Raw genomic sequence first — 21,922 nt, 5'->3', positions numbered from 1 at the left:
ACTAAATAAGGCTTGTTCCACCTTCACGTAGGAGTTGTCCCAAACAGCTCAATACCCCTCCGCACCGGTCAAGTCTGATTGCAATACCCCGACAGCGCGTGGTGCAGGTGCGCGAGCGCTTCATCCATGCCATCGACGGCACTGGCCAATTCGTCGCGGGCCTGACGTTCACAAACGCTTTCCAATACCTCGCAGCAAACCATCAGTGCATGGGCCTTGACCATCTTTGCCCCGCCCTTGGTGCGATGGGCCAGGTCATGCAGGCCGGCAAAGTCTGCCTTGCGTTGCAGGTTCACCAGCTGCCCATGGTCTGCCTCAAGGCTGTCGAGCAAGGGCGCCAGCAGCTCCTTCACCGCGTCGATATCCCCGCCGGTCAGTTTCTCAAGGTGGCTCAAGTCAAAGCCTGCCGCTAGCTCATCCGTGGTGCCGGGCGCCACCGAAGGTGTGGCCGTGCGCCGCGCCAGGGCCGCATGCAAATCCTCAAGCCCGGTGGGTTTGAACAGGCAGCCATCCATGCCCGCCTGCCGGCAGCGCTCGGCTTCCTCGGGCTGGGCGTTGGCGGTAAACCCCAGCAACAGGCACGGCGCCAGGCCACGCTCGCCCTCAAGGGTGCGGATATCCCGCGCCAACTCATAACCGTCCTTGAACGGCATATTGCAGTCGGTAATCACCCCGTCAAAATGCCCGGACAGCCACAACTCAAGCCCCTCGACACCATCTTCGGCGGTGGTGATCCGGTGTCCCAGGAAGCTCAGTTGCCGGGCCAGCAGCAGCCGGTTGGCCGGGTAGTCATCCACCACCAGAATGTTCAGCGCGTGGGCCGGCGGAGTTTCCACGGCAACCGGTACGGGCGGCATCAGCGTGGTGTCGGCGACTGCCAGCTCCAGGGTGACATCCACCCGAGTGCCCTGCCCCAGCAGGCTGCTCAATTGCAATTGTCCCCCCATCATCTCGCACAGGTTGCGGCTGATGACCAGGCCCAGGCCCGAACCGCTGCGCGCCGATTGCGCAGTGTTGCTGCCCTGGATAAACGGGTTGAACAGGCGCTTCTGGTCTTCGACACTGATGCCAATGCCGGTGTCTTCCACCCACAGCCTGAGGTTCAAGTAGCCGCTGGCAATCGCCGACGAGCCGGACGCGCCAAGCCGCACCCGGCCGTGAGGGGTGAACTTGATCGCGTTGCTCAAAAGGTTCGACACCACTTGCTTGAAGCGCATCGGGTCCACCAGCACGTACCGATCAATCAGCGGGTCGAGCTCCACCTGCAGTACCAGGCCCCTGGCCCGCGCCAGCCCCTCGAAAACCCGCGCCACCGACGCCAGCAACTCGTGCAGGTTCGAAGGCTCGAGGGTCAGGGACAGGTGGCCCGATTCTATACGCGCGATATCGAGGATATCGCCGATCAATTCCAGCATGCCCCGTGACGCATCAGCGGCCACCTCCAGCGCATCGCGGTCGGCCCGGTTCTGCTCGGCGGCTTTCAGGGCCAGTTCGATCATGCCGATCACGGCGTTCATGGGCGTGCGGATTTCATGGCTCATGGTCGCGAGAAACGTGGTCTTGGCGCGGTTGGCCGCGTCGGCATCCTCCTTGGCCTCCTGCAACTGGCCGAGCAGTTGCTGCCTTTCGCTGACATCCACCCAGCCGGCGATCATGCCCACCACCTGCTCATTACCGTCGCGGTACGGCAGCATCCAGTGGTAGATGGTCAGGACCGCACCGCCCGGCACCTTGAGCACGCGGTCCTGGATCTGTGGCTCGCCCCGCTCCATCAAGCGCAGGTAATCCTGATGAAAAGACTCGGCCTGGGGGCGATTGCCGGTGTCGGTCTCGACCACGGTTTTACCGGTCACGTCCTCCAGCTTGAAACCGAACACATCAAGGTAAGCGCTATTGCACGCCATCAGCCGGCCCAGGCGATCACGCACATAAATCGGATGGGGCGTGCCGTCGATCAGCACGCCCATAAAGCGCATCTGATCACTCAGTGCCCGTTCGGCCTCGACGCGCTTGCGTATCAGCTGACGCAGATAAATCGCCCAGCCGAGGGTGATCAGCAACAGCAGCGCCGCCAGGCTGAAACCTTGAATAATCGCATTGCGGTGCCGCGCCCAGTAGCTGTCTTCAACCAATACCTCGCTACGCCAGTGGCCAGCCAATTCGTCCATTTCCTGGGGCGTAATACTCAGCAGCGCCTTGTCGAGGATCGAATACAACTCCAGTTGGCTGCGGTTGACGCCAAAGGCTATGCGGGCCGGCTCGGACCCTACCGTGCTGGTGATCCGCAACCGGTCACGGTACTCGCGGGCAATCATGTAGCGGGCGCTGATCAAGGTATTGACGGCGGCATCGGCACCGCCATCGGCCACCAGCTCCATGCCGTGCTCGGGGTTCTCGACGTCCACGAACTTGATGCTCGGATAGTCCTGGGCGATGCCCTCCTGCAGGCTATTGCTGCCAATCAGCGCCAGGCGCTTGCCGGCCATGTCTTCCAGGGTAAGGGGGCTGCCGTCATCAATGCGACTGACCAACACAAACGGATTGGTCAGGTAAGGCCGGGTAATGCGTACCTTGTCCGTGCGCTCGACGCTGGGGGTGACCACCGCGATCATGTCTGCACCACCGGTGTTGACCCTGTCGATTTGCCGGAGCATCGAGGTGCCGGGAATGAAGTCAAACTTCAATCCCGTGCGCAAGCTGATGCGGGCCAGCACCTCGGCGCTCAACCCTTCGAACGCGCCCTGCTTGTCGATAAATGAAACCGGCAGGAACTTGTCGAGTACCGCGACCTTGATCCTCGGGTTCTTGTCCAGCCAACGCTGTTCACTGGCACTCAAGCGCAACCGGTCCGCCCCCAGGAACCCAAGGTTGCCGGCACTCCAGCGCCGCAGGATTTCCATCTGCTCGCTGACCGGGATCACCGCCAGTGCCGCGTTGATGATCGGCAGCAAGCGCGCGTTGTCCCGGGAAAATGCAAACGCGAAGGGATTGACCTCAAGTGACGAGAAGTCGGCCATGCGGACGTTGTTCAGGTGGTTCCTGTTGATCAGGTAGTTGGTGCTGATTGCATCGCCGAGGTAAACATCTGCATGGCCGAACGCAACCGCGCCGATGGCCTCGAAGGTTGAAGGGAACAGCTGGATCCGGGCATTGGGGTAAAACGCCTGCACCGCGTCAGGCTGCATGTAGTGATAAAACATCGCCACACGTTTATCGGCCAGGTCGCTGCTCAGGCCCTGGCTGTCACCCGTGCGGGTGACCAGGGTCGGTTGATCCATGGCATAGGAGCGCGAGAGTACCAGCTGCGGGTCTGCCGCCTCGTAGCCGTTGGCAGATCCCACAAAATCCACCTCGCCACGCTTGAGCGCGGTGATGACTTCATCGCGATTGTCGTAGCGGCGCACTTCTATCGTGATGTTCAGCGCATCGGCGATCAGCGACGCGTAATCCGCCGTAATCCCCTCGAGTTCATCGCTGGTGCTCAACTCGAATGGTGCGTAGTCGGGCCCAGAGATCCCCATCAACAACCGGCGCCGTTCGCGCAGCCAGCTCCACTGCGTTTCATGCAGCCGTACGGCGGGCGTTTCAATGACGGAATGCCCCAACAGATACAGGGTGCGCGGCTCGCCAAGCGCCAGGCCTTGTGTGCAGAGCGCGCCCAGCAGCACACTTGCGCTGAGCCACAAGACCCGAAAGTTGATCATTTCAGATCAGATGATTGCGCTGGGCGAACTTGGACAAATGCACCACCGACGACATCCGCAGCTTCTCCTTCAGTCGGGTTTTATAAGTGCTGATGGTCTTGTGGCTGAGCAACATGTCCTCGGCAATTTCCTTGTTACCCAACCCCAGCGCCAGCTTCTGCAGTACGGTCAGCTCGCGGTCGGAAAGCTCTGCCACCAGGTCCTGCTCGGTGGATTGCAAATCGTCGCGGCGCACCGAGCTGGTGGGCAGGCTCGGAAAGCAGCTGTAGTTGGACATCACGGCCTTGATCGCTTTTTGCAGCTCATCCAGCTCGCCGGTCTTGGCGACAAACCCCATCGCGCCGGCACGCATGCAGCGGGTGGAAAAAAACACCGCCAGGTAGGACGTCAGCACCAGGATCTTGCACGGCAGGCCCAGCGCCTTGATCCGGCTGATCACCTCCAGGCCACCCAGCTTCGGCATCGCCAGGTCGAGGATGATCAGTTCGGGGCGTTCCTCCCGGGCAATCTGCATGGCATCGGCGCCGTTGCCGGCCTCGAAGATCGTGTCGAAGCCTTCCTGCTTCAGCAGATAGCGGACGGTTGCGCGGATAAATGGATGGTCATCCACGATTAAAGCTTTGCTCATAAGGCTCCCCTGGGAGGATTCAGTACCGTTACACATCACACGGGACCTATCTACCTGTGAGAAATGACAGTTCCGACGAACGGAACTGAACAGTCCTACAAGCAGCAGTCGGGTCCCTCCATTTGAACAGCGCATAACACTAGGTAGGCGGCACCTGCGTGCCTGGCTAGTCGCAAGCGCGCAACCTTACCAATGGAACGGCGTAACAACTGAAGGGATAGTCCCAGCTGAATGTAGGAATTTTCCTCACCATAAGCATAGTAAAGAGCCGGTCCCGGGGGCGCCAAGGCGGCCTAGTCGGTGGTACTCGGACTCCAGAACGCTTGCACCACAAGGGCTGAAGTGGAAATACGCGCCACCAGCGCATCCAGTTCGTCACCGTCTACCGAGGTCACGGCCAGCGTCGCCTCGATTTCCACCTCTTCAGGACCAAAGGGACGTACGTCCACATCACTGGCCGGGTAGTTGCAGCGAGCAAGTTCGGCTTCGAGCAAGGCCAATACCGCCTTCTGCTGGGTACGCCGGGCCACCACATACAGAATGTTGGTCACCTCGGCCGACACCACGTCCAGTGGCTGGCGGTTGATGTTATTGACGATCGGGCGCAGCAGCGTGTTGGCCGCCAGCACAAACAGCGTACCGAGCAGCGCTTCGAGGATCAGGTCGGCACCGGCACAGGCACCCACCGCCGCCGACGCCCAGAGCGTGGCCGCAGTATTCAGGCCGCGCACGTTGCCTTCTTCACGCATGATCACACCGGCACCGAGAAAACCGATGCCCGAGACCACATAGGCCACGACCCGCACCGCCCCTTCGGCGCCGCCCAGGCGGTTGGCCATGTCGACGAAAATCGCCGCTCCCACCGCCACCAGCACGTTGGTGCGCAGCCCCGCCGTGCGCTGGCGGTACTGACGCTCAAACCCGATCAGGCCACCGAGAATGAAGGCCGCGGTGAGGCTGACCAGCGTGTCGATCAGCGAGTTGAGGTTGATGTTGTTGATTGCTTGCATAGGCGTCTTCCCTATTCATGACCAGCCAAACTTACGCGAGGAAACCTTCGGCCAGGTACGACCATCCTGGGCCGTGATTGAGTCACGGGCACGACAGGACAGGCCCGCCCGTCGCAAACGACAGGCGCGTCCGCAGTACCGTGATGCAAGGCATCCCGTACTGTTAAGCGTCGATGAGAGGGAATTCGGAATCGGGCCAGGACTGGCCGCCATCGAAATGCCGCTTCTCGCTTCTGGGCGAGACAACGGCATCGGAAAAATGCGCGTTATCTTGCCAAGTATGTGCCGGTTATCGAGACCGGCCGACGACTGTCACTCGAACAAGTACCCACTGAGGGTCTCCGCTATTGATGAAAACGCGCGAAGCTTACGCTCCGAATTAATGAGAGTAAACCGTAGGAAAATTTACCCGATGGGTTTGGGCAGGTTCTTCAGGGAGGGTTCAGGTACGCACCACTGCGCAGCTCTCCCCCCCGTAGCAGCTGTCGGCCGCACTGCGATCATCAAGCCAGACACTCCACCGAGTCGCCGAACGCAGCCTCTCCCAGGCTCGACAGCTGCTACGCAGAAGACGGTCGATCACGCTCCACCAGCGCCAAATACTCATTGATCACCCCACCCGCCAACGCCTTCACCTGAATGGAAACCCGATTCACCTGCCGCCCCATCTCGATGCCATCCCGAGTCCGCACCTGAACATACCCAAGCCGGGGCCAGAACCGCTCAGCCTTGACGTTCCCCACCACCACCGTCAACCGCAACCAGCGTGCGCCCAGGCTCACTACCCAATCCTGGAAATCGGCATGCAACTGCCGCGCAAAACCGCTGCCATGCAACGGCGTGGCCACCAACAGCAACCCGATATGCCAAACCCCGACCGCCAACAGATCCGACGCCACATTCACCACCGCAACCAACTGCCCTTCGGCATTGCGGTAGCCAATCCAATACATCCGCGTGTAGCTCCAGGTGTCGGGCAGTTCAAGAGTCAACTCATCCCGAGCCTCCGTGGGTGTGGCTGGCTCACCGTTGACCGCGAGAAAATATTCCGGGGCTGCTTCGAAAAAGCGCTGCAACTCGGCTTCATCCTCAAGGGTCAGCTCAACCACCCGAATGCCCGCTATCGAACTGCGCGGCAACTCCCCTGCTTCAACAACATCCATGTTCACCGCCCCTCAATCATCCCGCGTCAGTACTTCCAGCAACTCAATCTCAAACCGCAAATTACTGTTGGGCGTGATATGCGCCCCCATCGAGCGCTCGCCGTAGGCCAGGTGCGCCGGCACAAACAACGTGCGAATGCCGCCAACTTTCATGCCCATCAGCCCCTGGTCCCAGCCCTTGATGACGCGACCGGTGCCGATCACGCATTGAAACGGCTTGCCGCGTTCCCATGAGGAGTCGAACACCGTGCCGTCTTCCAGAGTGCCGGTGTATTGCGTGGTGATCAGGGCGCCTTTGACCACGGTTTTGCCGTCGCCGAGGCGGATGTCGGTGATTTCCAGTTCGGTGCTCATTTTTTCTCGTTTTGTGTAATGCGCGGATCGCGCCAAATGGGCGTTTTCCCAGAGTCAAACGCATTTGGCAAGCCCACATACCTCGTTTTCTCCAATAGCCTGCCAGTTCGAATGCACCAACCTACAAAAAATCACGAAAACGTACGTAAAAAAAATACAAACCACCTATTTATCTTCTTCGATACAACGAGCAGCCTAACTATCCAGAAACATAGAACATCAAGGATGACTTGTATGACCATAGGATCAGACTTCAATTACCCGGCTGATATTGCTGCCCGCGCTTCCAGAGAAAAGAGATCTACCAGAAATAAATGGCGGGGCCGTTTTCCTGGCCCACCAGACTTATGCTTCGATTATCGAGCCTTAGTGGAGCAAAAAGGCGGAATTGCAAAGGCGCCTCATTTGGACCACAAAATATGTATCATCGGGGCAGGCATCACAGGCCTTACTGCAGCAAGAGAACTGTATCGCTGCGGCTTTAAAGACATATCCCTGATCGAGAAATCCAAAAGAATCGGAGGCAGACACCTTACCGTTCTTGGTGGACAGCGCTCCAACAATACAGGACGACCGCCCTTTGAAATGGGCGCGATGCGTATGCCCTTTTTTAATCGATCTGATGAAAACCCCACTGAAGGCCGATCCATGATGGCCTATTACACCAAAGCGTTTGATCTTGTTCATTCAAACTTCCCAAATCCGGGAAGCCCGTGGGTCACATCAACCGGGATCTACTTACGCGAAGGGAGTATAGATAATAGTAGTCAGCCCACCATGCTGATCTGGAAAAACAAAGATGGTATAACGCCTCCACCTGGCGAGACCCTGAGTGCAGTGTCTGCAAAATGGCGAAACTTTGCGAACCGTATGACTCAGAAAGTTGCGGAATTATACGGAAGCGAGCAATGGGAATTATTTTGGACCAGAGTAGTTGAAAAATACGAAAGTATCTCGTTTAGGGATTTAGTGAAAATGCCGGTTATTGAGTCTTGGCACAAGGAACGCCCCGGTGACTTCGGTGGCATGGGCATGACGACGCAAGAGTCGGCTGTGTTCTATGCAATTGGAATAGGCGATGGCAGTTGGGGAGCATTTTATGACATTTGCTCGCTTTATCCCCTGCGGACTGCGATTTTTGGTTTCAGCAGTCACCTCCAGCTAATTCATGGCCGGGTCAAACTGGATGGCGAGGCAGTCGACTCGCCGCACCTGAGAAGTCCGGCCGTTTTTGACTCTCGGGGACTAGAGTTTAATAAGCCCAGCTACAAAGGTCTCGGGGCCTTGGCAGAATGTCTGCTCTTTATGAGTACTCCTGAAATAAGCGACTCCGTGTATGACCTCAGCCTCAAGAAGACGGATGGATTACTGACTGACTCTCCAGTAAAAAAACTGGAAAAGCTGAGAAATGGGAAAACGCGCGTTTATTATCATTGGAATGCTAGTAACCCCAAAAAAACTGAAGTCTGCCATGCCGACTTCGACTCGGTCATCATCACGCTCCCCTCCTGGATAATCGAAACACAAATACTGCTTGAGGGTTTCGATGAAGAGATGCTCCCTTACGACACGATAAATGCCTATAAAACTGCTCACTGGGAAACCAGCTGCAAAGTGTACGCCCCGTTAAAAAAAACCTTCCTGTCCAAAAACACGAAGATCCCGCAAGCCATCGTTACCGACAGTTTCATACATGATGTATATACCTATCGCTATAACGAGCATCACACCTACGACTGCATACTCTTGAGCTACACCTGGGAAGATGACGCAACAAAATTATCTTCACTAAGTGACAAAGAGTTAATAACCAAGTGCATAGAAGAGCTGGATAGAATCCTGGTTAAATCCACTAACATCCAAGAAAAAATCTCTCCATACATCGGCCACGAGCAGGCCATCGTGCAACGCTGGATGAATGACCAAAACTCATTGGGATGCGCAAAACTGTACAGACCAGGGACCTACTATGAGGCTGTCAGCTTAATGAAATACAATAAGGACTACTCATTCAAGTCTGGACTTTACCTCTGCGGCGAATCTTTTTCAGTAGATGCCGGATGGACAGAGCCTTGTTTCAGGGGCGCAATAGATACCGTCATAAATATCTGCAATAGAACTGGCGCCCTCTTCAATGGAGGATTCTCAATGCAAGACTATCCAGAATACAAAACAGAGTATTCACCCCCAGCAAAATAAACACACCATGCAAAAGCCTTGGCAGAAGCAAACTACATTGCTATCGGACGCGTCCGACTTTCATTTAAACATCAGGTCGCCTCTTATAAACATCCAGCCACTTCTGGCTGAATAAAAATAAGAGGTCACCCGCAATGAGCGATCCAACAAGTCCTGTTCGCATAGCTGTCGTACAGTTTGATCCCCAGGTCGGAATGGAAAACCGGGAGCGCAACCTGCGTCATAGCCTTGAGCTGGCGACGGAAGCAGTGAGCGGCGGTGCCAATCTGATCGTGCTGCCAGAGCTCTCTAACTGTGGCTATTTCTTCTCCAGCCGTCAGGACGCGTTTGATCATGCCGAGGCCATTCCGGGTGGGCCAAGTGTGCAGGCCTGGACAGATTTTGCCTGTAAACATCAGGTGTACCTGGTGGCAGGCCTCAGCGAAATTTCCGCTATGCAGCTGTTCAATACGGCTGTATTGCTGGGGCCGGATGGCTTTATTGGCAAGTACCGCAAGGCCCATCTGTGGAATCTGGAGAAGCTCTGGTTCACTCCCGGCGATACAGGATTCCCCGTTTTCGAAACACCCATAGGCCGTATTGGCCTGTTGATCTGCTGGGACATTTGGTTTCCCGAGGTGCCACGCATCCTCAGCCAGCAAGGCGCCGATATTATTTGCAGCCTCAACAACTGGGTGTGGACCCCGCCGCCGTTGTTCGACGACGCGGGGAAGTGCATGGCGTCGTATCTCACGATGACCGCCGCCCACGTCAATAACGTGTTTATCGCTGCCGCCAGTCGTATCGGCGAGGAGCGCGATGCGCGTTACCTGGGATGTTCGCTGATTGCCGGTACCAATGGATGGCCCATCGGTACCGTGGCGTCGGCGAATCGGCAGGAGATCCTGTTCGCCGATGTCGATCTCACCAGTGCCCGCAGCGCGCCTATCTGGAACAGTCTTAACGACTTGCAGCGGGACCGGCGTGCTGATCTTTACGACCAGATGCTCGGGTACACCCAGCACCCTGCCCTGCCACGCTGATCGGAGGGTGCATCATGGAAAGCCTCTTTGAAAAGCCGCGTGCAGGGCGCTCCCGGGCCGATAACACCGTCATAGTTCTGGGTCTTGCCAGTGCTTTGCTGATCCTATGGATAGCCCTTATTTACCCTTGGCCGGGATATGCCGATATGGTGACCAGCCTTCCACATCCCAGTGCGTGGCTGCGCTGGGTGTTGGGGGATATCAGCGAGGTCGCGTTCTACAAACACGAACTGGCGTCACTGGGCCTGCTGGGCGGTGCGTATCTGGCGTGGTGGGCCAGCCGCACGGGCAAGTCCTGGCAGGGCTTTGCTATCTCGTACGGCACAGGGCTGTGGCCGTGGCTGATAACCAGCTCCTTACTCGGCTTGCTGCTAAGCAACGCGTTATGGGGCTGGACGGTGACCGCTGACACTTGGCAACCGACGTTTGCAGCGTTTGTTTCACTGCCGGCGGCAATGGTGCTGATGTTCGGAGGTGGCTGGAAAGTGACGCTCAACGGCGCCGTACTGGGAGGTTTACTGGTCACGCCGATGTGTTTGTTGATCGTTAATTACGTCTGCATACCGCTGGGCTTGCCGGTGGTGATCGGAAATGTGCTTGGGATGGCGGTTGGCAGTGTGATTGCCTTTGTATTGTGCCGTCACGTGCCGGTCCTGGTACGAAGCGATTACACAGCGCCGCAAAGGCCCGCCCCGCTGAAGCCACCGACTTATGGTGTGGTGTGGAGCGTGCGTAGGGTATTGGCTGACTTTTCCGAAGCGCCGTTCTTCGGCAATGAGCTGGCCAGCCTTGGCTTGCTGGCGGGTGTGTTACTGGCTTACGCGCTGAACCCGATGAGCCCGGCCTATGGATCCGGCCTGATACTGCACCTGATCGGCGCGCAAGCGCTGACATCAGCGCTTGGCGTGGTGATCTGGCGACATCAGTGGATAAAACGAGGCTGGTATCCCACGTATGTCCCGCTGGTATCGGTAGTCCCGGCAGCCGTATTGACCCATGGCGGCAGCTGGATGGTGATGGGGTCCAGTGCGTTGCTCGGCGCGCTGATGGCGCCGCCACTGGCCTGCGCGATTGCAGGACGGTTACCACCGCACTTTCATCCTTATATCGGCAACGTAATCTCAATGGCGCTGAGCACGTTGGCGGTAGTGCCATTGGTGGGATGGTTAGCCGTTTAGCTCCGCTCTCCTACGCCGGGCAAAGGACTGCCCGAGCACTTAAAGCCAATGCCAGAACCGGCTCCAGAACCCACGCCCCAGATCATTCTTGCAGCCCGCATATTGCGCCGCATACATCTGCGAACGCGCCTGAACCTTGCCTGCCACCGGCATCAGCCAGGCTTTGCTCGCGTAGGTACGCTGCCGGTAACCGCCCCAGCCTTCGTGGTAATTCAGGTACTGGCCGTAGGCATCGTATTTGTATACGCCGTTGATGGTGTAGGTCTTGTCCATGTACCAGCCGACAAAGTCGATGGCGTCGTCAAAGTCCTGCCGGCTGGCGCCGTAGCGTCCGGTGCTTTTCTGGTAGTCGCTCCACACTTCATCCTTGGCCTGGGCGTAGCCGGAGGCCGTAGACACACGACCCCAGGGGATGATCCACAGCAGGTACTTGCGTGGGGTCTTGGCGTCCTGCCGGAAGCCCGATTCCTGATACATGATCGCGAACGGCACCTGGATCGGCACGCCCCAGCGCGCCTGGGTCACCTTGGCGGCGTCGTACCAATCGTCTTTTTCGCGGAAGATGCCGCAGATGTCGTTGGGGGTGCGGGGTGGCGAGGTGCCGCATCCCGCCAATAAGGCGGTGAGCAGCAACAGCCCTGCGGTTTTTCCTGCGTTCAAAAGCTCACCGTCTCGTCGTGAGAATAAAAGGCGGGCAGTTTACTCGTTCGCCGGGGTTCCTGCAGAGGTGAAAGCAACACGAATCCTGTGGCGAGGGAGCTTGCTCCCGCTGGAGCGCGAAGCGCTCCCGGACCGGTTGACGCGGTATGCCCGAGGCACTGCGATCATCGGTTTTGGGGCGGCTGCGCAGCCCAGCGGGAGCAAGCTCCCTCGCCACATTTTGGTGGGTGGTTCAGGCAGTGACGACCGCCGTCAGTTCCAGTTCCAGCAGGCCGTTGCTGGGTAATCCCGCCACGCCCACCGCCGAACGCGCATGCCGGCCGTGCTCGCCAAACAGCTCAATCAACAGTTGCGACGCGCCGTCGACCACCTTGGAGAAGCCCTGGAAACCTTCCCCGCCAAACACAAACCCGCGAACGAACAGGATGCGCTCGACGTTCTCCAGCCCTACCGCCTGGTCCAGCACGCTCAAGGCCCGCAGCACACAGGTCCGCCCTGCTTCGTTGACCAACTCCGTAGAGGTCTGATCCGTCACCGGCCCGGTAATCACGCTGTCACCCTGCCGACAAACCTGCCCGCTGACATACGCCACGCCTCCATGAATCGTCACTGGCACGTAGTCTCCCTTGGGGCTCGGCGCCTCGGGTAATTCCAGCCCGAGGGCTTGCAGTTTTTCGCGCACGCTCATGCCGGTTCCTCGACAAATTCCACATGCCCACCCAGCCAGCAGCCTTGCACCTGCCCCACTGCATCCCGGCGAAACCGCAGGGAGATTTGCGAAGGTCGGCCCATGGCCCGGCCCTGGCGGATGTGCACCGGGCGATCATCTGCCGTCACCAGGCCATTCTCCAACAAGCCAAACGCCAACGCGGCAGCCGCGATGCCGGTGGCGGCGTCTTCCGGGTAACCCGAGGACTTGGGAAACTGCCGCGCATCAAACTGTCGCCCGTCCAGATCCGATGGCGCATAGGGGTACAAACCGGTGGAGCCGATGCGCTCGCACAGTTGCTGCATCCGCCGGTAATCCGGTTTCAGGCTATCCAGTACCGCCACGCTTTTCAGCGCGATCAGGGTTTTCACCCGGCTGGTGCAAGCGTTCTGGATCGGCAGCGGTGCCAGTTCGTTGGAAGTGATGCCGAGCACCGACAGAATCTCGGCCTCGACTTCGGCATCGTTCAACGCCTCGACCTGGCCCTTGGGCTGGCTGATTTCCACCTGGATATCCGGGGTGCCCGCAGCGGTGATCCGCGCATCCACCGGACCGCTCAGGGTCGATAACGTCAGGCGGTCCTTGTGCAGCATGCCCAACCGATCCAGCAGCCACACCGCTCCCACGGTGGCGTGGCCGCACATTTCCATCTCGTGGTTGGGCACCCAGAAGCGCAAGGCAAAATCGAACTCGCTGCCAACCGGTGCGGCGAACACGAAGCCGCACTCATGGCCATAGTCGCGGGCGACTTGCTGCATGTCGGCATCGCTCATGCCATCGGCGACGGCCACGGTTGGCGCGGGGTTGCCGCCACGGGCGGTGGCGGGAAAAACATTGACCAGGTGAACCTCGGGCGTCATTTCGCCTCTCCCTGAAGGGTGGAAACAGTCGGCGCCACGGCGTCGACGATGGAGTTGGTGTAGACCTGCTGCGGGTCGAGTTCGACCGGGTCGCTCTCCACAGCGTTCATGAAGCGGATGTTTTTCTCAACGCCGTCTTTCTCGATGCGCGGCGTGGCCGGGTAGGACGGCAGCGAAGCGGTCCAGGCAGCATTGAAGATGGCGGCGTCGGTGTGGGCGAAATACGGGCGCACCGACTCGCGGGCCTTGTCCGGGTCGCTGGCAATCAGGTGTTCGGCACGCCACAGGGCGCGGACCATTTTTTCGGCCGTGACCTTGTTGCTGGCCAGCCAGTCTTCACGGGCAATCATCGCAGTGAAGAGGAAGCCGTCCAGGGGTTTGTATTCGCCCTTGGCCAGGTCCATCAACACAAAGCCGCCTTGCTTCTCGGCGGTGTTGATGGTGGGTGGCGACAGCGAGAAGCCGTTGATGCTGCCCTGGGAAAACGCTGCGAGCATGTTTGGCGCGCCGCCGATGGGCATGATGGTGAAGTCTTTGTCCGGGTTGAGCCCCGCATCCTTGGCCAGGTAGCGCACCAGCATGTCGGTGGTGCTGCCAGGGCCGGTGACGCCGATCTTCAAGCCCTTGAGGGCCTGGGCACGGGCGGCCAGGGATGAGGTGGCCGACACGCCGGCCTTTTGCGCCGAGGCACCGTCGATCACCACGGTGCTGCCGAACTGGGTTTGCACGGCGGCGAACGCCTGGACATTCTGGCCTTTGGTGCGGGCGCGCACCGCGACGGCGGGCAGGCCGACGTACGCATCCGCATCACGCCCCAGCACGGCGGTGAGTGCTGCCGAGCCGCCTTTCTGGAATACGATGACGTCCACATTCAGGCCTTCATCGGCGAAGTAGCCTTGCTTCTGCGCGACGTAAATCGGCACATAGAGGAAGCCTTCGCTGGGGAACGCCAGGGTGACTTTGGTCAGGTCCCGGGCCTGCGCGGCGGGCAGGCATGAGGCGAGTAAAACGCTGGCGATGAACAGTGGTTTGAGCATGATCAAGCTCCGCAAAAATAAGGGGTTAAACCGCAACTTCACGTTCCGCTTCGTTGGCCTTCCACGGCATCAACTTGCGTTCTGCCAGCTTCACCGCCGTGTTCAGGATCAGCGCGAGGGCGATGATGCCCACCAGTGCGGCAAATACACCGGCGGTATCGAACTGCGAGGCTGCATCCGAGAGCAGGTAGCCCAGGCCCCGGTTGGCGGCGATGATCTCGCCCACCAGCGCGCCGATCAGCGCATAGGGCACCGACAGGCGCAGGCCGGTGAATACCCAGGTGAAAGCGGACGGGATGACCACCATGGTCAACAGGTCGCGCTCCTTGGCGCCCATCAGGCGCAGGATGGTCAGTTGCTCGCGGGACACGTTGCGCACGCCGCTGTAGGTGTTGAGGAACACCAGGAAGAACACCACGGCCGCGGTCAGGATGACTTTCATCGGCAAGCCGATGCCGAACCAGAGGATGAACAGCGGCGCCAGCGCGACTTTCGGCAAACTGTAGAAGGCGGTCAGGAACGGGTCGAGAATATCCGCCAGCAGCTTGGCGCGGCCCAGCACCAAACCGGCGATCAAGCCTGCGAGGGAGCCGAAGAAAAAGCCCAGCACGGCTTCCAGGGTGGTGATGCCGGCGTGATAGAAGAACACCCCGTTCATGAGGATTTTCCACAGGCTTTGCGCCACCGCCGAAGGCCGGCTGATGAAAAATTCCACGCCGAACCAGCGGGACACACACTCCCAGAGCACCAGCAGGAAAATCAGGAACAGCAAGCGATAGACCTGGATCATACGACCTCCAGCGAGTGAGCCAATGAGGCGGGATCGGCAGCACCGGCGACGTCGGGCGCCAGGCGTTTCCAGAGGGCGGCGCAGAGTTCCACGTAGCGTGGGTCGGAGCGCAATTGCACCAGGTTGCGTTCACCGCCCAAGGGAATATCGAGCACATGATCGATGGTGCCTGGGCGACCGGCGAACACCACGCAGCGGTCCGCCAGCGCGATGGCTTCATCGACATCGTGGGTGACGAACAGCACGGTCTTGTTGAGCTTGCGGCACAGGCGCAAGAGTTCGGTCTGCAGGGTCAGGCGCATCTGCGCATCAAGGGCGCCGAAGGGTTCGTCCATCAGCAGGGTTTCCGGGTCGCTGGCCATCAAGCGCGCCATGGCCGCGCGTTTGCGCATGCCGCCGGAAAGCTGGTTGGGGTAGCTTTCGCCAAAACCGGTGAGGCCCACCAGCGCCATCAGCTCCTCAACGCGGCTGTCGATTTGAGACTTGGGCATGCGGCGGATTTGCAGCGGCACGGCGATGTTGCCGGCCACGGTGCGCCACGGCAGCAAGTGGTCGGCCTGGGTCATGTAGCCGACACGGGTGTTGACGCCCTTGACCTCGGCGCCGTCGTAATGCACCTGGCCCTCCGTGGGGCCGAAGAGCCCGGCGGTCATGTTGAGCAAGGTGGACTTGCCGCACCCCGAAGGGCCGACCAGGGTGATGATTTCGCCCCGCTGAACTTCAAGCGATACGTTGCGTACGGCCACAAACTGGCGGCCCTCGACTTTGAAGCTTTTTTGCACCCCTGCGAAGCTGATAAAGGGTTTTGCACTCACCGCCCCTCCTCGTCCGGTAGGCCGGACTTGTTTGTTGTTGACGGGGTGAGGATGAACGGATGACGGATTTGCGGCGCACGGGATCGGGCCGGATCATGCGCGGGATCGGGACATCAAAAAAGTTGAGGCGGTATCAGCCGCGGCGCCACTCATCCGGCGACACGCCCAGCACCCGGCGAAACACATGGGCCAGGTGTGACGGTGACTCATAGCCGACGTTATTGGCGATCTCCAGCACCGACATGCGGGTGTGCCGCAACAACGTCTGCGCGCGCTCCAGGCGCAGGCGCTGGACGTACGCCAGCACCGTCTCGCCGGTGTGCAGCGCGAACAGCCGGGTCAGATGGCGGCGCGACATGTGAAACGTCTCGGCGATTTCATCCAGCCCCGGCGCATGTTCGAGGTTGCCTTCCACGTACGCCTTGACGTCACGCACCAGCATGGCGCCGTGGCGCTCGGTAGATGAGCGTTGCAGACTCGGCTGGCTGAGGGAAATCGCCAGGCATTCGAGCAGCAGCAGGTGATCGGCCTGGGCCACCTGGCGGCGGCGGTCGATGTACAGGTCGGGTTGGCTGAAGGCTTTTTTTGCCAGGAGCAGATGGTGCAACGGCGCGGAGGTTTGCCAGATGCCCAGGGTGGGCACGCGCAGCAAGCGGTTGGCGTCACCGGACAGGTCACGCAAGGCGTAGTGCATGTAGTCGGGGTCGACGTAGAACGCCACGTGGCCCTGGCTGGCGGTGAGTGACGAGGAGGAATGGCTGGATTGCGGCGGCACCAGTACGAACTGGCGGTCGATCACCGAGGTGGTGCGCCCGCTTTCCTCATCCTTGAAACGCAACAGGCCGTGCTCGGGCACCATCAGCATGAATTCGTCGTGGGCATGGGCCCCGGTTTCATAGGCGCCGTTGGAGTTGAAGACGCTGTAGATGTCGCGCATCGCCAGGCACTGCCAGTGGATGTTGGAGTGCTGACACTAGCATGTTTGGTGCCAGCGAAGCATTGTGGCGAGGGAGCTTGCTCCCGCTGGACCGGGCTGGCGCTCCAGTGCGTAGCGCGCCCCTCTTTTTTGGGGCCGCTTCGCAGCCCAGCGGGAGCAAGCTCCCTCGCCACATAAATCACCTCAGGTCATGATCAGGCCAACGGTACACGACGGGTGGAAATCGCCAGGCGACCCACGCCGAAGCTCAACGCTGCGCCCAGCAGCAACATCAATAAGGTGCTCCACGCAGCACGGGACAGTTGCTTGGCCGCGACTTCACCGGCTTCACGGGCTTTCTGTTCAGCCTGTTGCTTCAGTTCGTCAACCTTCTGCACGGCCTGCTGGTAGGCCTGGGCGTAGTTGTCGACAATCTGAGTGGCCTCAGCCTGGCTCTTGCCGGTACGGGCCGCAACAATATTGACCAGTGCCTGCTTGTCCGCCGCGTTCAACGCCGGCTCACCGGAAGCCTTGACCCGCTCGAACCACTGCTTCAATTCATCACCAGCCTGGGCTGGGTTGGTCGCGGCATCGTTGGCCGACTGCTTGCCGTCCGCAGCCGCCTGATCGGCTTTTTGCTCAACGTTGGCCGGGTCCAGTTCAGGTTTGCCGCTCTGCTTGAGCAGTGTGTCGAGCTGACCTTGCAGGCTGTTCCAGTCCAGCTTGATGCCCTGCTCATTCAGTTGCTGCTTGACGCTGTCGCTGATACCCGGCGCCACGGCGGCGATCCCGCTGCCGGCAGCCGACAGGCCCTTGCCGACGACATTGCCCGCCGCTCCCACAACGCTGGTGGCCAGCGCGGCCAGCAGCCAGGTGGTGAGCAAGGTGGTGATGGTCCAGCTCAGCACGCCGTGCAGGCCGCCGCGATCCGGCGCGGTGCGCCCGGCCACGAATGCACCGGCACCGATTGCCAGCAGCGTCGAGACAAACAGCCAGATCCCGGCACCAGTGCCGAAACCGCTCAGCGGGTTACCCGCGGCCATCGGGTCTACCGCGCTGGCGCCAATCGCGGTGCCAAGTACGCTCAATACCAGATAGGTCACCAGGGCAATTGCACTACCGGCCAATACCGAGCCCCAGGACACACGAAACAGCGAACGGTTGGTTTCATAGACAGTGGTCATGTTAAATCCTTTGAACAGTGGGTAGGTGACCAGTTTGGCGAGGCACCTGCCCTGCGGTCTCGACACAATTGCACTAGGCGCACTGGTGCATTCGCACCCCGCGCCGGGCACTTTCTCTGCACTATCCTGAGCCTCAGGTGTCGTACTTCCCATGCGACTTACCCCAGGAGAAACCATGAGCCAGGCCGTCCTCGCCAAAGAAACCAACCGCCGCCAACTGCAGCAGATCATCTCCGGCTTGTCCGATGGGGTGATCCTCGCCGAGGCCGACCAGACCATACTCTGGGCCAATGAAGCCGCGCTGCTGATGCATGGCGTGGATAAAGTCGAAGACCTGGGTGCCAACACCAAGGAATACGCCGCGCGCTTTGCCTTGCGGTATCGCAACAACCACCCGTTGGTGCTGGAGAATTATCCTCTGAGCCGGGTGGCAGACGGTGAAGAGTTCAGCGATGTGGTGGTGGAAGTCACCCCCACCGGCGACGAGGAAAAAGTCTGGGTGCATCGCCTGCGCAGCCTGGTGCTCGACGACGCGTCGGGCGAGCCGGAATTGCTGGTGTTGATCCTGAGCGACGCCACCGAATGGGCCAGCGCCGAACAGCGCTTCGAAAAGACCTTCAATGCCAACCCGGCGCCGGCGGTGATTTGCCGCCTGAGCGACCTGCGCTACATCAAGGTCAACCAGGGCTTCCTGGAGATGACCGGCTACAACCGCGACCAGGTGATCGGCCACTCGGTGTATGAACTGGACGTGCTGGAACAGGCCGAAAACAAGGACCTGGCCGTCAAGCGCCTGGGCGAAGGCGCGACCATTCCACAGATGCAAGCCGAACTGAAACTGCCCGAAGGCGGCAGCAAACTGGTGATCGTGGCCGGCCAGCCGCTGGACATGAATGAGGAAGACTGCATGCTGTTTTCCTTCACCGACCTGGAGCCTCGCCGCAAGGCCGAAACCGCCCTGCGTCAGAGCGAGGAACGCTTCGCCAAGTCGTTCCGCCTGACGCCGGTGCCGACCCTGGTGTGCAACGCCGCCAACCGCCAGGTGGTGGATATCAACGAAGCCTTCATGACCATCACCGGCTATACCAGTGAAGAACTGATCGGCAAATCCATCGAAGACATCGACTTTATCGACAGCCCCCAGGCCTGCACGCAACTGTTCACCACCCTGGAAAAAGCCGGCAACCTCGACGGCCTCGACCTGAAGATTCGCAAGAAAGGCAATGAGCTGATCGACTGTGTGCTGTCTGCCGACACCGTCAGTATCCAGGATGTGCCCTGCTACCTGCTGGTGCTGATGAACATCACCGAACGCAAGCGCTCCGAGCTGGAACTGGTGGCCGCGATCGAGGAAGTGATGCAGGACGCCTCATGGTTCAGCCAGACGCTGATTGAAAAACTGGCCAACGCCAAGAGCGTCAACAGCCCCAATGTACCGAACATTTCCTTTACCGACCTGACCGCCCGCGAGCGCGACGTACTGGGGTTGATTTGCGAAGGCCTGGCCGACAAGGAAATCGCTTCGCGCCTGAAACTGGCACCCAACACCGTGCGTAACCATGTGGCCACGGTGTACTCCAAACTGGGGGTGCATAGCCGTAGTGCAGCCATCGTGTGGGCCCGTGAGCGCGGGCTGTTTGCCGGTGAGTTGCGGGTTAAAAAGCCGAAATAGAGTGCAAATGCACTAGTGCGACCGGTGCAAATTCGCCTTATTGCGCGGGGGTGCACCGCTTAACCTTGAAGGGTGGGCACAGGGCTTCGGGTCCTGTGCCGTTGAGATGTCATGCCCTTTAAGGAATCCATCATGAAAAGCGAACAAGTCAAAGGCGCCGTCGAAAAAGTGGCCGGCAAGGCTCAAGGTTTTCTGGGTGATCTGACCGGTGACGAACGTCTCCAGGCCGAGGGTGTCGCTCGCCAGGCCGCTGGCCAGTTGCAGCAAACCTACGGTGACGCGCTGGACACCGTTGGCGATTTCGCCAAGCAAAAACCCCTGGCAACGGTTGCGATCGTCGCCGGTGTCGGCCTGCTGCTGGGCCTGTTGCTGCGTCGTCGCTGAGGAGAACCCTGATGTTTACGCTCTCCCAACTGCGCAACTGCATCGAAGAGGCCCTGTCGCCCCTGACCTGCGAATTCACCCTGTGTCGTGACGCGTCGTTGACGCTCAAGGTCTTCGACGCCGAAAGCGGCCGGGTGGATTTGGTGGTCACCGGGATCAGCGTCAACAAGCTGCAGACCCCGCAGGAAGTGGAAAAGATGGTCGACGAGTTGCGGTACGAATTGCAGAGCAACACCGTCGGTAAACTCAGGCTGGATGACCTGCCGCTGCGCCCTTTGTAGGAGCGGGCTTGCTCGCGAAAAACGCCCGGGCACCGCGTTCATTCAGGCGTGGCGCGTTATCGTTAACGACCTTCGCGAGCAAGCGTGCTCCTACAGTATGTCGCGGGCTTTCAACGACGCCCCGATAAAATAGAACACCCCTCCCCCGACAATGAACGCTGCCAACATGTAGAACATGTAGTGGGCCGGCAGGTTGGCCAGCACCAGCCCGCACAGCACCGGCCCCAGGGCAGCACCGAGGTTGGAGAGGTTTTGCGCCCCGTAGTACATGCCCCGCAGGTTGTCCGGGGCGATGCGGTCGATGAACATGTACTCGGCCGGAAACACCACGATTTCGCCCACGGTGAAAATCGCCATCGCCAGGATCCACCACCACACGTTGCTCGCCAGGGCAAAGCCAATCACCCCCAGCATGAACATGCCCAGGCCGAAGATCAGCCACTGGCTCAGGTAGCGGTGGGAAATGCGCCGGCCAATCGCGTATTGCAGGGCAATCACCAACACCGCGTTGGTGGTGAGTACCGCGCTGATGATGGTGTAGGTGTATTCGGCGGTAGTGGTGGTCACCAGGTACTGCGACAGGTACGCGGTGAACTGGCCGAACACCACGGCACTGAGCAGGCCGCCGACGGTGAAGCACACCAGTCGGTGATCCCGCAGTAATACACGCCCCACCGCGAGGAACGACACCGGCTTTTGCGTGGTGTCTACCGTGGCCAGCGTGCGGTCGCCCCAACGCCAGTACAGCAGGAAAAAACCGAAGCCCAGGACCGCCGACAGGATAAACGGCAAGCTGATATCGAGCTTGGCCACCATCGCGCCAAAAAACGGCCCTACGGCATAGCCGATATTGGTCAGGGTGTACTTGATGGAAAACGCTTCGCTGCGCTCATCTTCCGGCAACAGGCTGGCAAACCCGGACTTGATCGCGATGTCGATCACCGCGTACGCCAGGTTGATCAGGATCAGGCAGCTGTAGAACGACCAGATTTCCCGGGCCAGCACCGTGCCGATAAACCCCAGGGCAAACACCACACTCAAGCTGAGCAATAGCCTATAGCTGTCGATGCGGTCTACCAGGAAACCGCCGTAGACACTCAGCAGCGAGCCGACGATCAGCGAGCTGCCGATCACCAGGCCGACCTGGCTGATGTCGAGGGCAAAGTGGTTGGTGAGGTAGATCACCAGGTACGGAAAGGTGATGGCCTTGGCCAGGGTGAGGATCAGCGTGGCCGACAACAACAGGTTCACGGTACGCGGGTAATTTCTTATTGTGGCAAGCATCCTGCTCTCATTTCTGGTCAAGGTAATGGGGCCATTGCAGCCCCCAAGCGGATGTACCTTAACGCAAGATGA

General features: G+C 59.6%; 20 protein-coding genes. 6 read left to right on the top strand and 14 right to left on the bottom strand.

What is annotated here, in order from left to right:
- Positions 1-68 precede the first annotated feature (68 nt).
- The 5 genes from HX824_RS23560 to HX824_RS23540 all read right to left on the bottom strand — a co-directional run bounded on the left by HX824_RS23560 (position 69) and on the right by HX824_RS23540 (position 6,859).
- Positions 69-3,704 (bottom strand): transporter substrate-binding domain-containing protein, encoded by a 3,636-nt coding sequence (locus tag HX824_RS23560; RefSeq protein ID WP_177055160.1) that lies wholly within the window; start codon positions 3,702-3,704, stop codon positions 69-71.
- Position 3,705: 1 nt separating this feature from the next.
- Positions 3,706-4,332: a response regulator transcription factor gene (locus HX824_RS23555; protein ID WP_003211560.1), complete on the bottom strand. Its 627-nt coding sequence runs from the start codon at positions 4,330-4,332 to the stop codon at positions 3,706-3,708.
- 293 nt (positions 4,333-4,625) lie between these two features.
- Positions 4,626-5,342 (bottom strand): MgtC/SapB family protein, encoded by a 717-nt coding sequence (locus HX824_RS23550; protein ID WP_003211562.1) that lies wholly within the window; start codon positions 5,340-5,342, stop codon positions 4,626-4,628.
- Between the two features lie 560 nt (positions 5,343-5,902).
- On the bottom strand, positions 5,903-6,505 hold the full coding sequence (locus HX824_RS23545; protein ID WP_177055158.1) for a GNAT family N-acetyltransferase: 603 nt from the start codon (positions 6,503-6,505) through the stop codon (positions 5,903-5,905).
- Between the two features lie 12 nt (positions 6,506-6,517).
- Entirely contained in the window at positions 6,518-6,859 is a 342-nt protein-coding gene (locus tag HX824_RS23540) for an FKBP-type peptidyl-prolyl cis-trans isomerase (protein ID WP_003211564.1), read from the bottom strand.
- A 234-nt stretch (positions 6,860-7,093) separates the two neighbouring features.
- On the opposite strand from HX824_RS23540, the gene HX824_RS23535 reads away from it, so the two are divergent.
- From HX824_RS23535 to HX824_RS23525, 3 genes are all read left to right on the top strand, one after another.
- Positions 7,094-9,058, top strand: coding sequence for an FAD-dependent oxidoreductase (locus tag HX824_RS23535; RefSeq protein ID WP_177055156.1), 1,965 nt, complete (start codon positions 7,094-7,096; stop codon positions 9,056-9,058).
- Positions 9,059-9,192: 134 nt separating this feature from the next.
- Positions 9,193-10,080 carry a nitrilase family protein gene (locus HX824_RS23530; protein ID WP_032899456.1) on the top strand — a complete coding sequence of 296 codons (888 nt, stop codon included), beginning with the start codon at positions 9,193-9,195 and terminating at the stop codon, positions 10,078-10,080.
- A 14-nt stretch (positions 10,081-10,094) separates the two neighbouring features.
- Positions 10,095-11,258 carry a hypothetical protein gene (locus tag HX824_RS23525; protein ID WP_166742172.1) on the top strand — a complete coding sequence of 388 codons (1,164 nt, stop codon included), beginning with the start codon at positions 10,095-10,097 and terminating at the stop codon, positions 11,256-11,258.
- Between the two features lie 39 nt (positions 11,259-11,297).
- Here the strand turns inward: HX824_RS23525 and HX824_RS23520 are convergent, their stop codons facing one another.
- The 8 genes from HX824_RS23520 to HX824_RS23485 all read right to left on the bottom strand — a co-directional run bounded on the left by HX824_RS23520 (position 11,298) and on the right by HX824_RS23485 (position 18,229).
- Entirely contained in the window at positions 11,298-11,918 is a 621-nt protein-coding gene (locus HX824_RS23520; protein ID WP_023658938.1) for a hypothetical protein, read from the bottom strand.
- A 232-nt stretch (positions 11,919-12,150) separates the two neighbouring features.
- On the bottom strand, positions 12,151-12,606 hold the full coding sequence (locus HX824_RS23515) for a RidA family protein (RefSeq protein ID WP_003211568.1): 456 nt from the start codon (positions 12,604-12,606) through the stop codon (positions 12,151-12,153).
- A complete protein-coding gene (locus HX824_RS23510; protein ID WP_177055154.1) occupies positions 12,603-13,487 on the bottom strand; it encodes a PhzF family phenazine biosynthesis protein in 885 nt (294 codons plus the stop codon). The genes HX824_RS23515 and HX824_RS23510 overlap by 4 nt, the downstream gene beginning before the upstream one ends.
- Positions 13,484-14,524, bottom strand: a complete 1,041-nt coding sequence (locus HX824_RS23505; protein WP_177055152.1) for an ABC transporter substrate-binding protein — start codon at positions 14,522-14,524, stop codon at positions 13,484-13,486. Before HX824_RS23505 ends, HX824_RS23510 begins: the two co-directional genes overlap by 4 nt.
- 25 nt (positions 14,525-14,549) lie before the next feature.
- Positions 14,550-15,314 (bottom strand): ABC transporter permease, encoded by a 765-nt coding sequence (locus HX824_RS23500; protein ID WP_177055150.1) that lies wholly within the window; start codon positions 15,312-15,314, stop codon positions 14,550-14,552.
- Positions 15,311-16,129 (bottom strand): ABC transporter ATP-binding protein, encoded by an 819-nt coding sequence (locus HX824_RS23495; protein WP_177055148.1) that lies wholly within the window; start codon positions 16,127-16,129, stop codon positions 15,311-15,313. Before HX824_RS23495 ends, HX824_RS23500 begins: the two co-directional genes overlap by 4 nt.
- Positions 16,130-16,262: 133 nt before the next feature.
- Positions 16,263-17,066: an AraC family transcriptional regulator gene (locus tag HX824_RS23490; RefSeq protein ID WP_003211578.1), complete on the bottom strand. Its 804-nt coding sequence runs from the start codon at positions 17,064-17,066 to the stop codon at positions 16,263-16,265.
- Positions 17,067-17,260: 194 nt separating this feature from the next.
- Complete coding sequence (locus HX824_RS23485; protein WP_177009748.1) at positions 17,261-18,229, bottom strand: hypothetical protein; 969 nt, start codon at positions 18,227-18,229, stop codon at positions 17,261-17,263.
- 175 nt (positions 18,230-18,404) lie between these two features.
- On the opposite strand from HX824_RS23485, the gene HX824_RS23480 reads away from it, so the two are divergent.
- The 3 genes from HX824_RS23480 to HX824_RS23470 all read left to right on the top strand — a co-directional run bounded on the left by HX824_RS23480 (position 18,405) and on the right by HX824_RS23470 (position 20,566).
- Entirely contained in the window at positions 18,405-19,901 is a 1,497-nt protein-coding gene (locus HX824_RS23480) for a PAS domain S-box protein (protein WP_003211582.1), read from the top strand.
- A 132-nt stretch (positions 19,902-20,033) separates the two neighbouring features.
- Entirely contained in the window at positions 20,034-20,285 is a 252-nt protein-coding gene (locus tag HX824_RS23475; RefSeq protein WP_003211583.1) for a CsbD family protein, read from the top strand.
- Between the two features lie 11 nt (positions 20,286-20,296).
- Positions 20,297-20,566, top strand: coding sequence for a DUF1652 domain-containing protein (locus HX824_RS23470; protein ID WP_003211585.1), 270 nt, complete (start codon positions 20,297-20,299; stop codon positions 20,564-20,566).
- 90 nt (positions 20,567-20,656) lie between these two features.
- Here the strand turns inward: HX824_RS23470 and HX824_RS23465 are convergent, their stop codons facing one another.
- Positions 20,657-21,850, bottom strand: coding sequence for an MFS transporter (locus HX824_RS23465; protein WP_087694085.1), 1,194 nt, complete (start codon positions 21,848-21,850; stop codon positions 20,657-20,659).
- Between the last annotated feature and the right edge of the window lie 72 nt (positions 21,851-21,922).

It is taken from the genome of Pseudomonas sp. D4002 (genome assembly GCF_013385665.1).
Classification (GTDB): Bacteria; Pseudomonadota; Gammaproteobacteria; order Pseudomonadales; family Pseudomonadaceae; genus Aquipseudomonas.
Note: the sequence above shows the minus strand (reverse complement) of the source record. Positions and strands in the feature narration are given on the sequence as shown.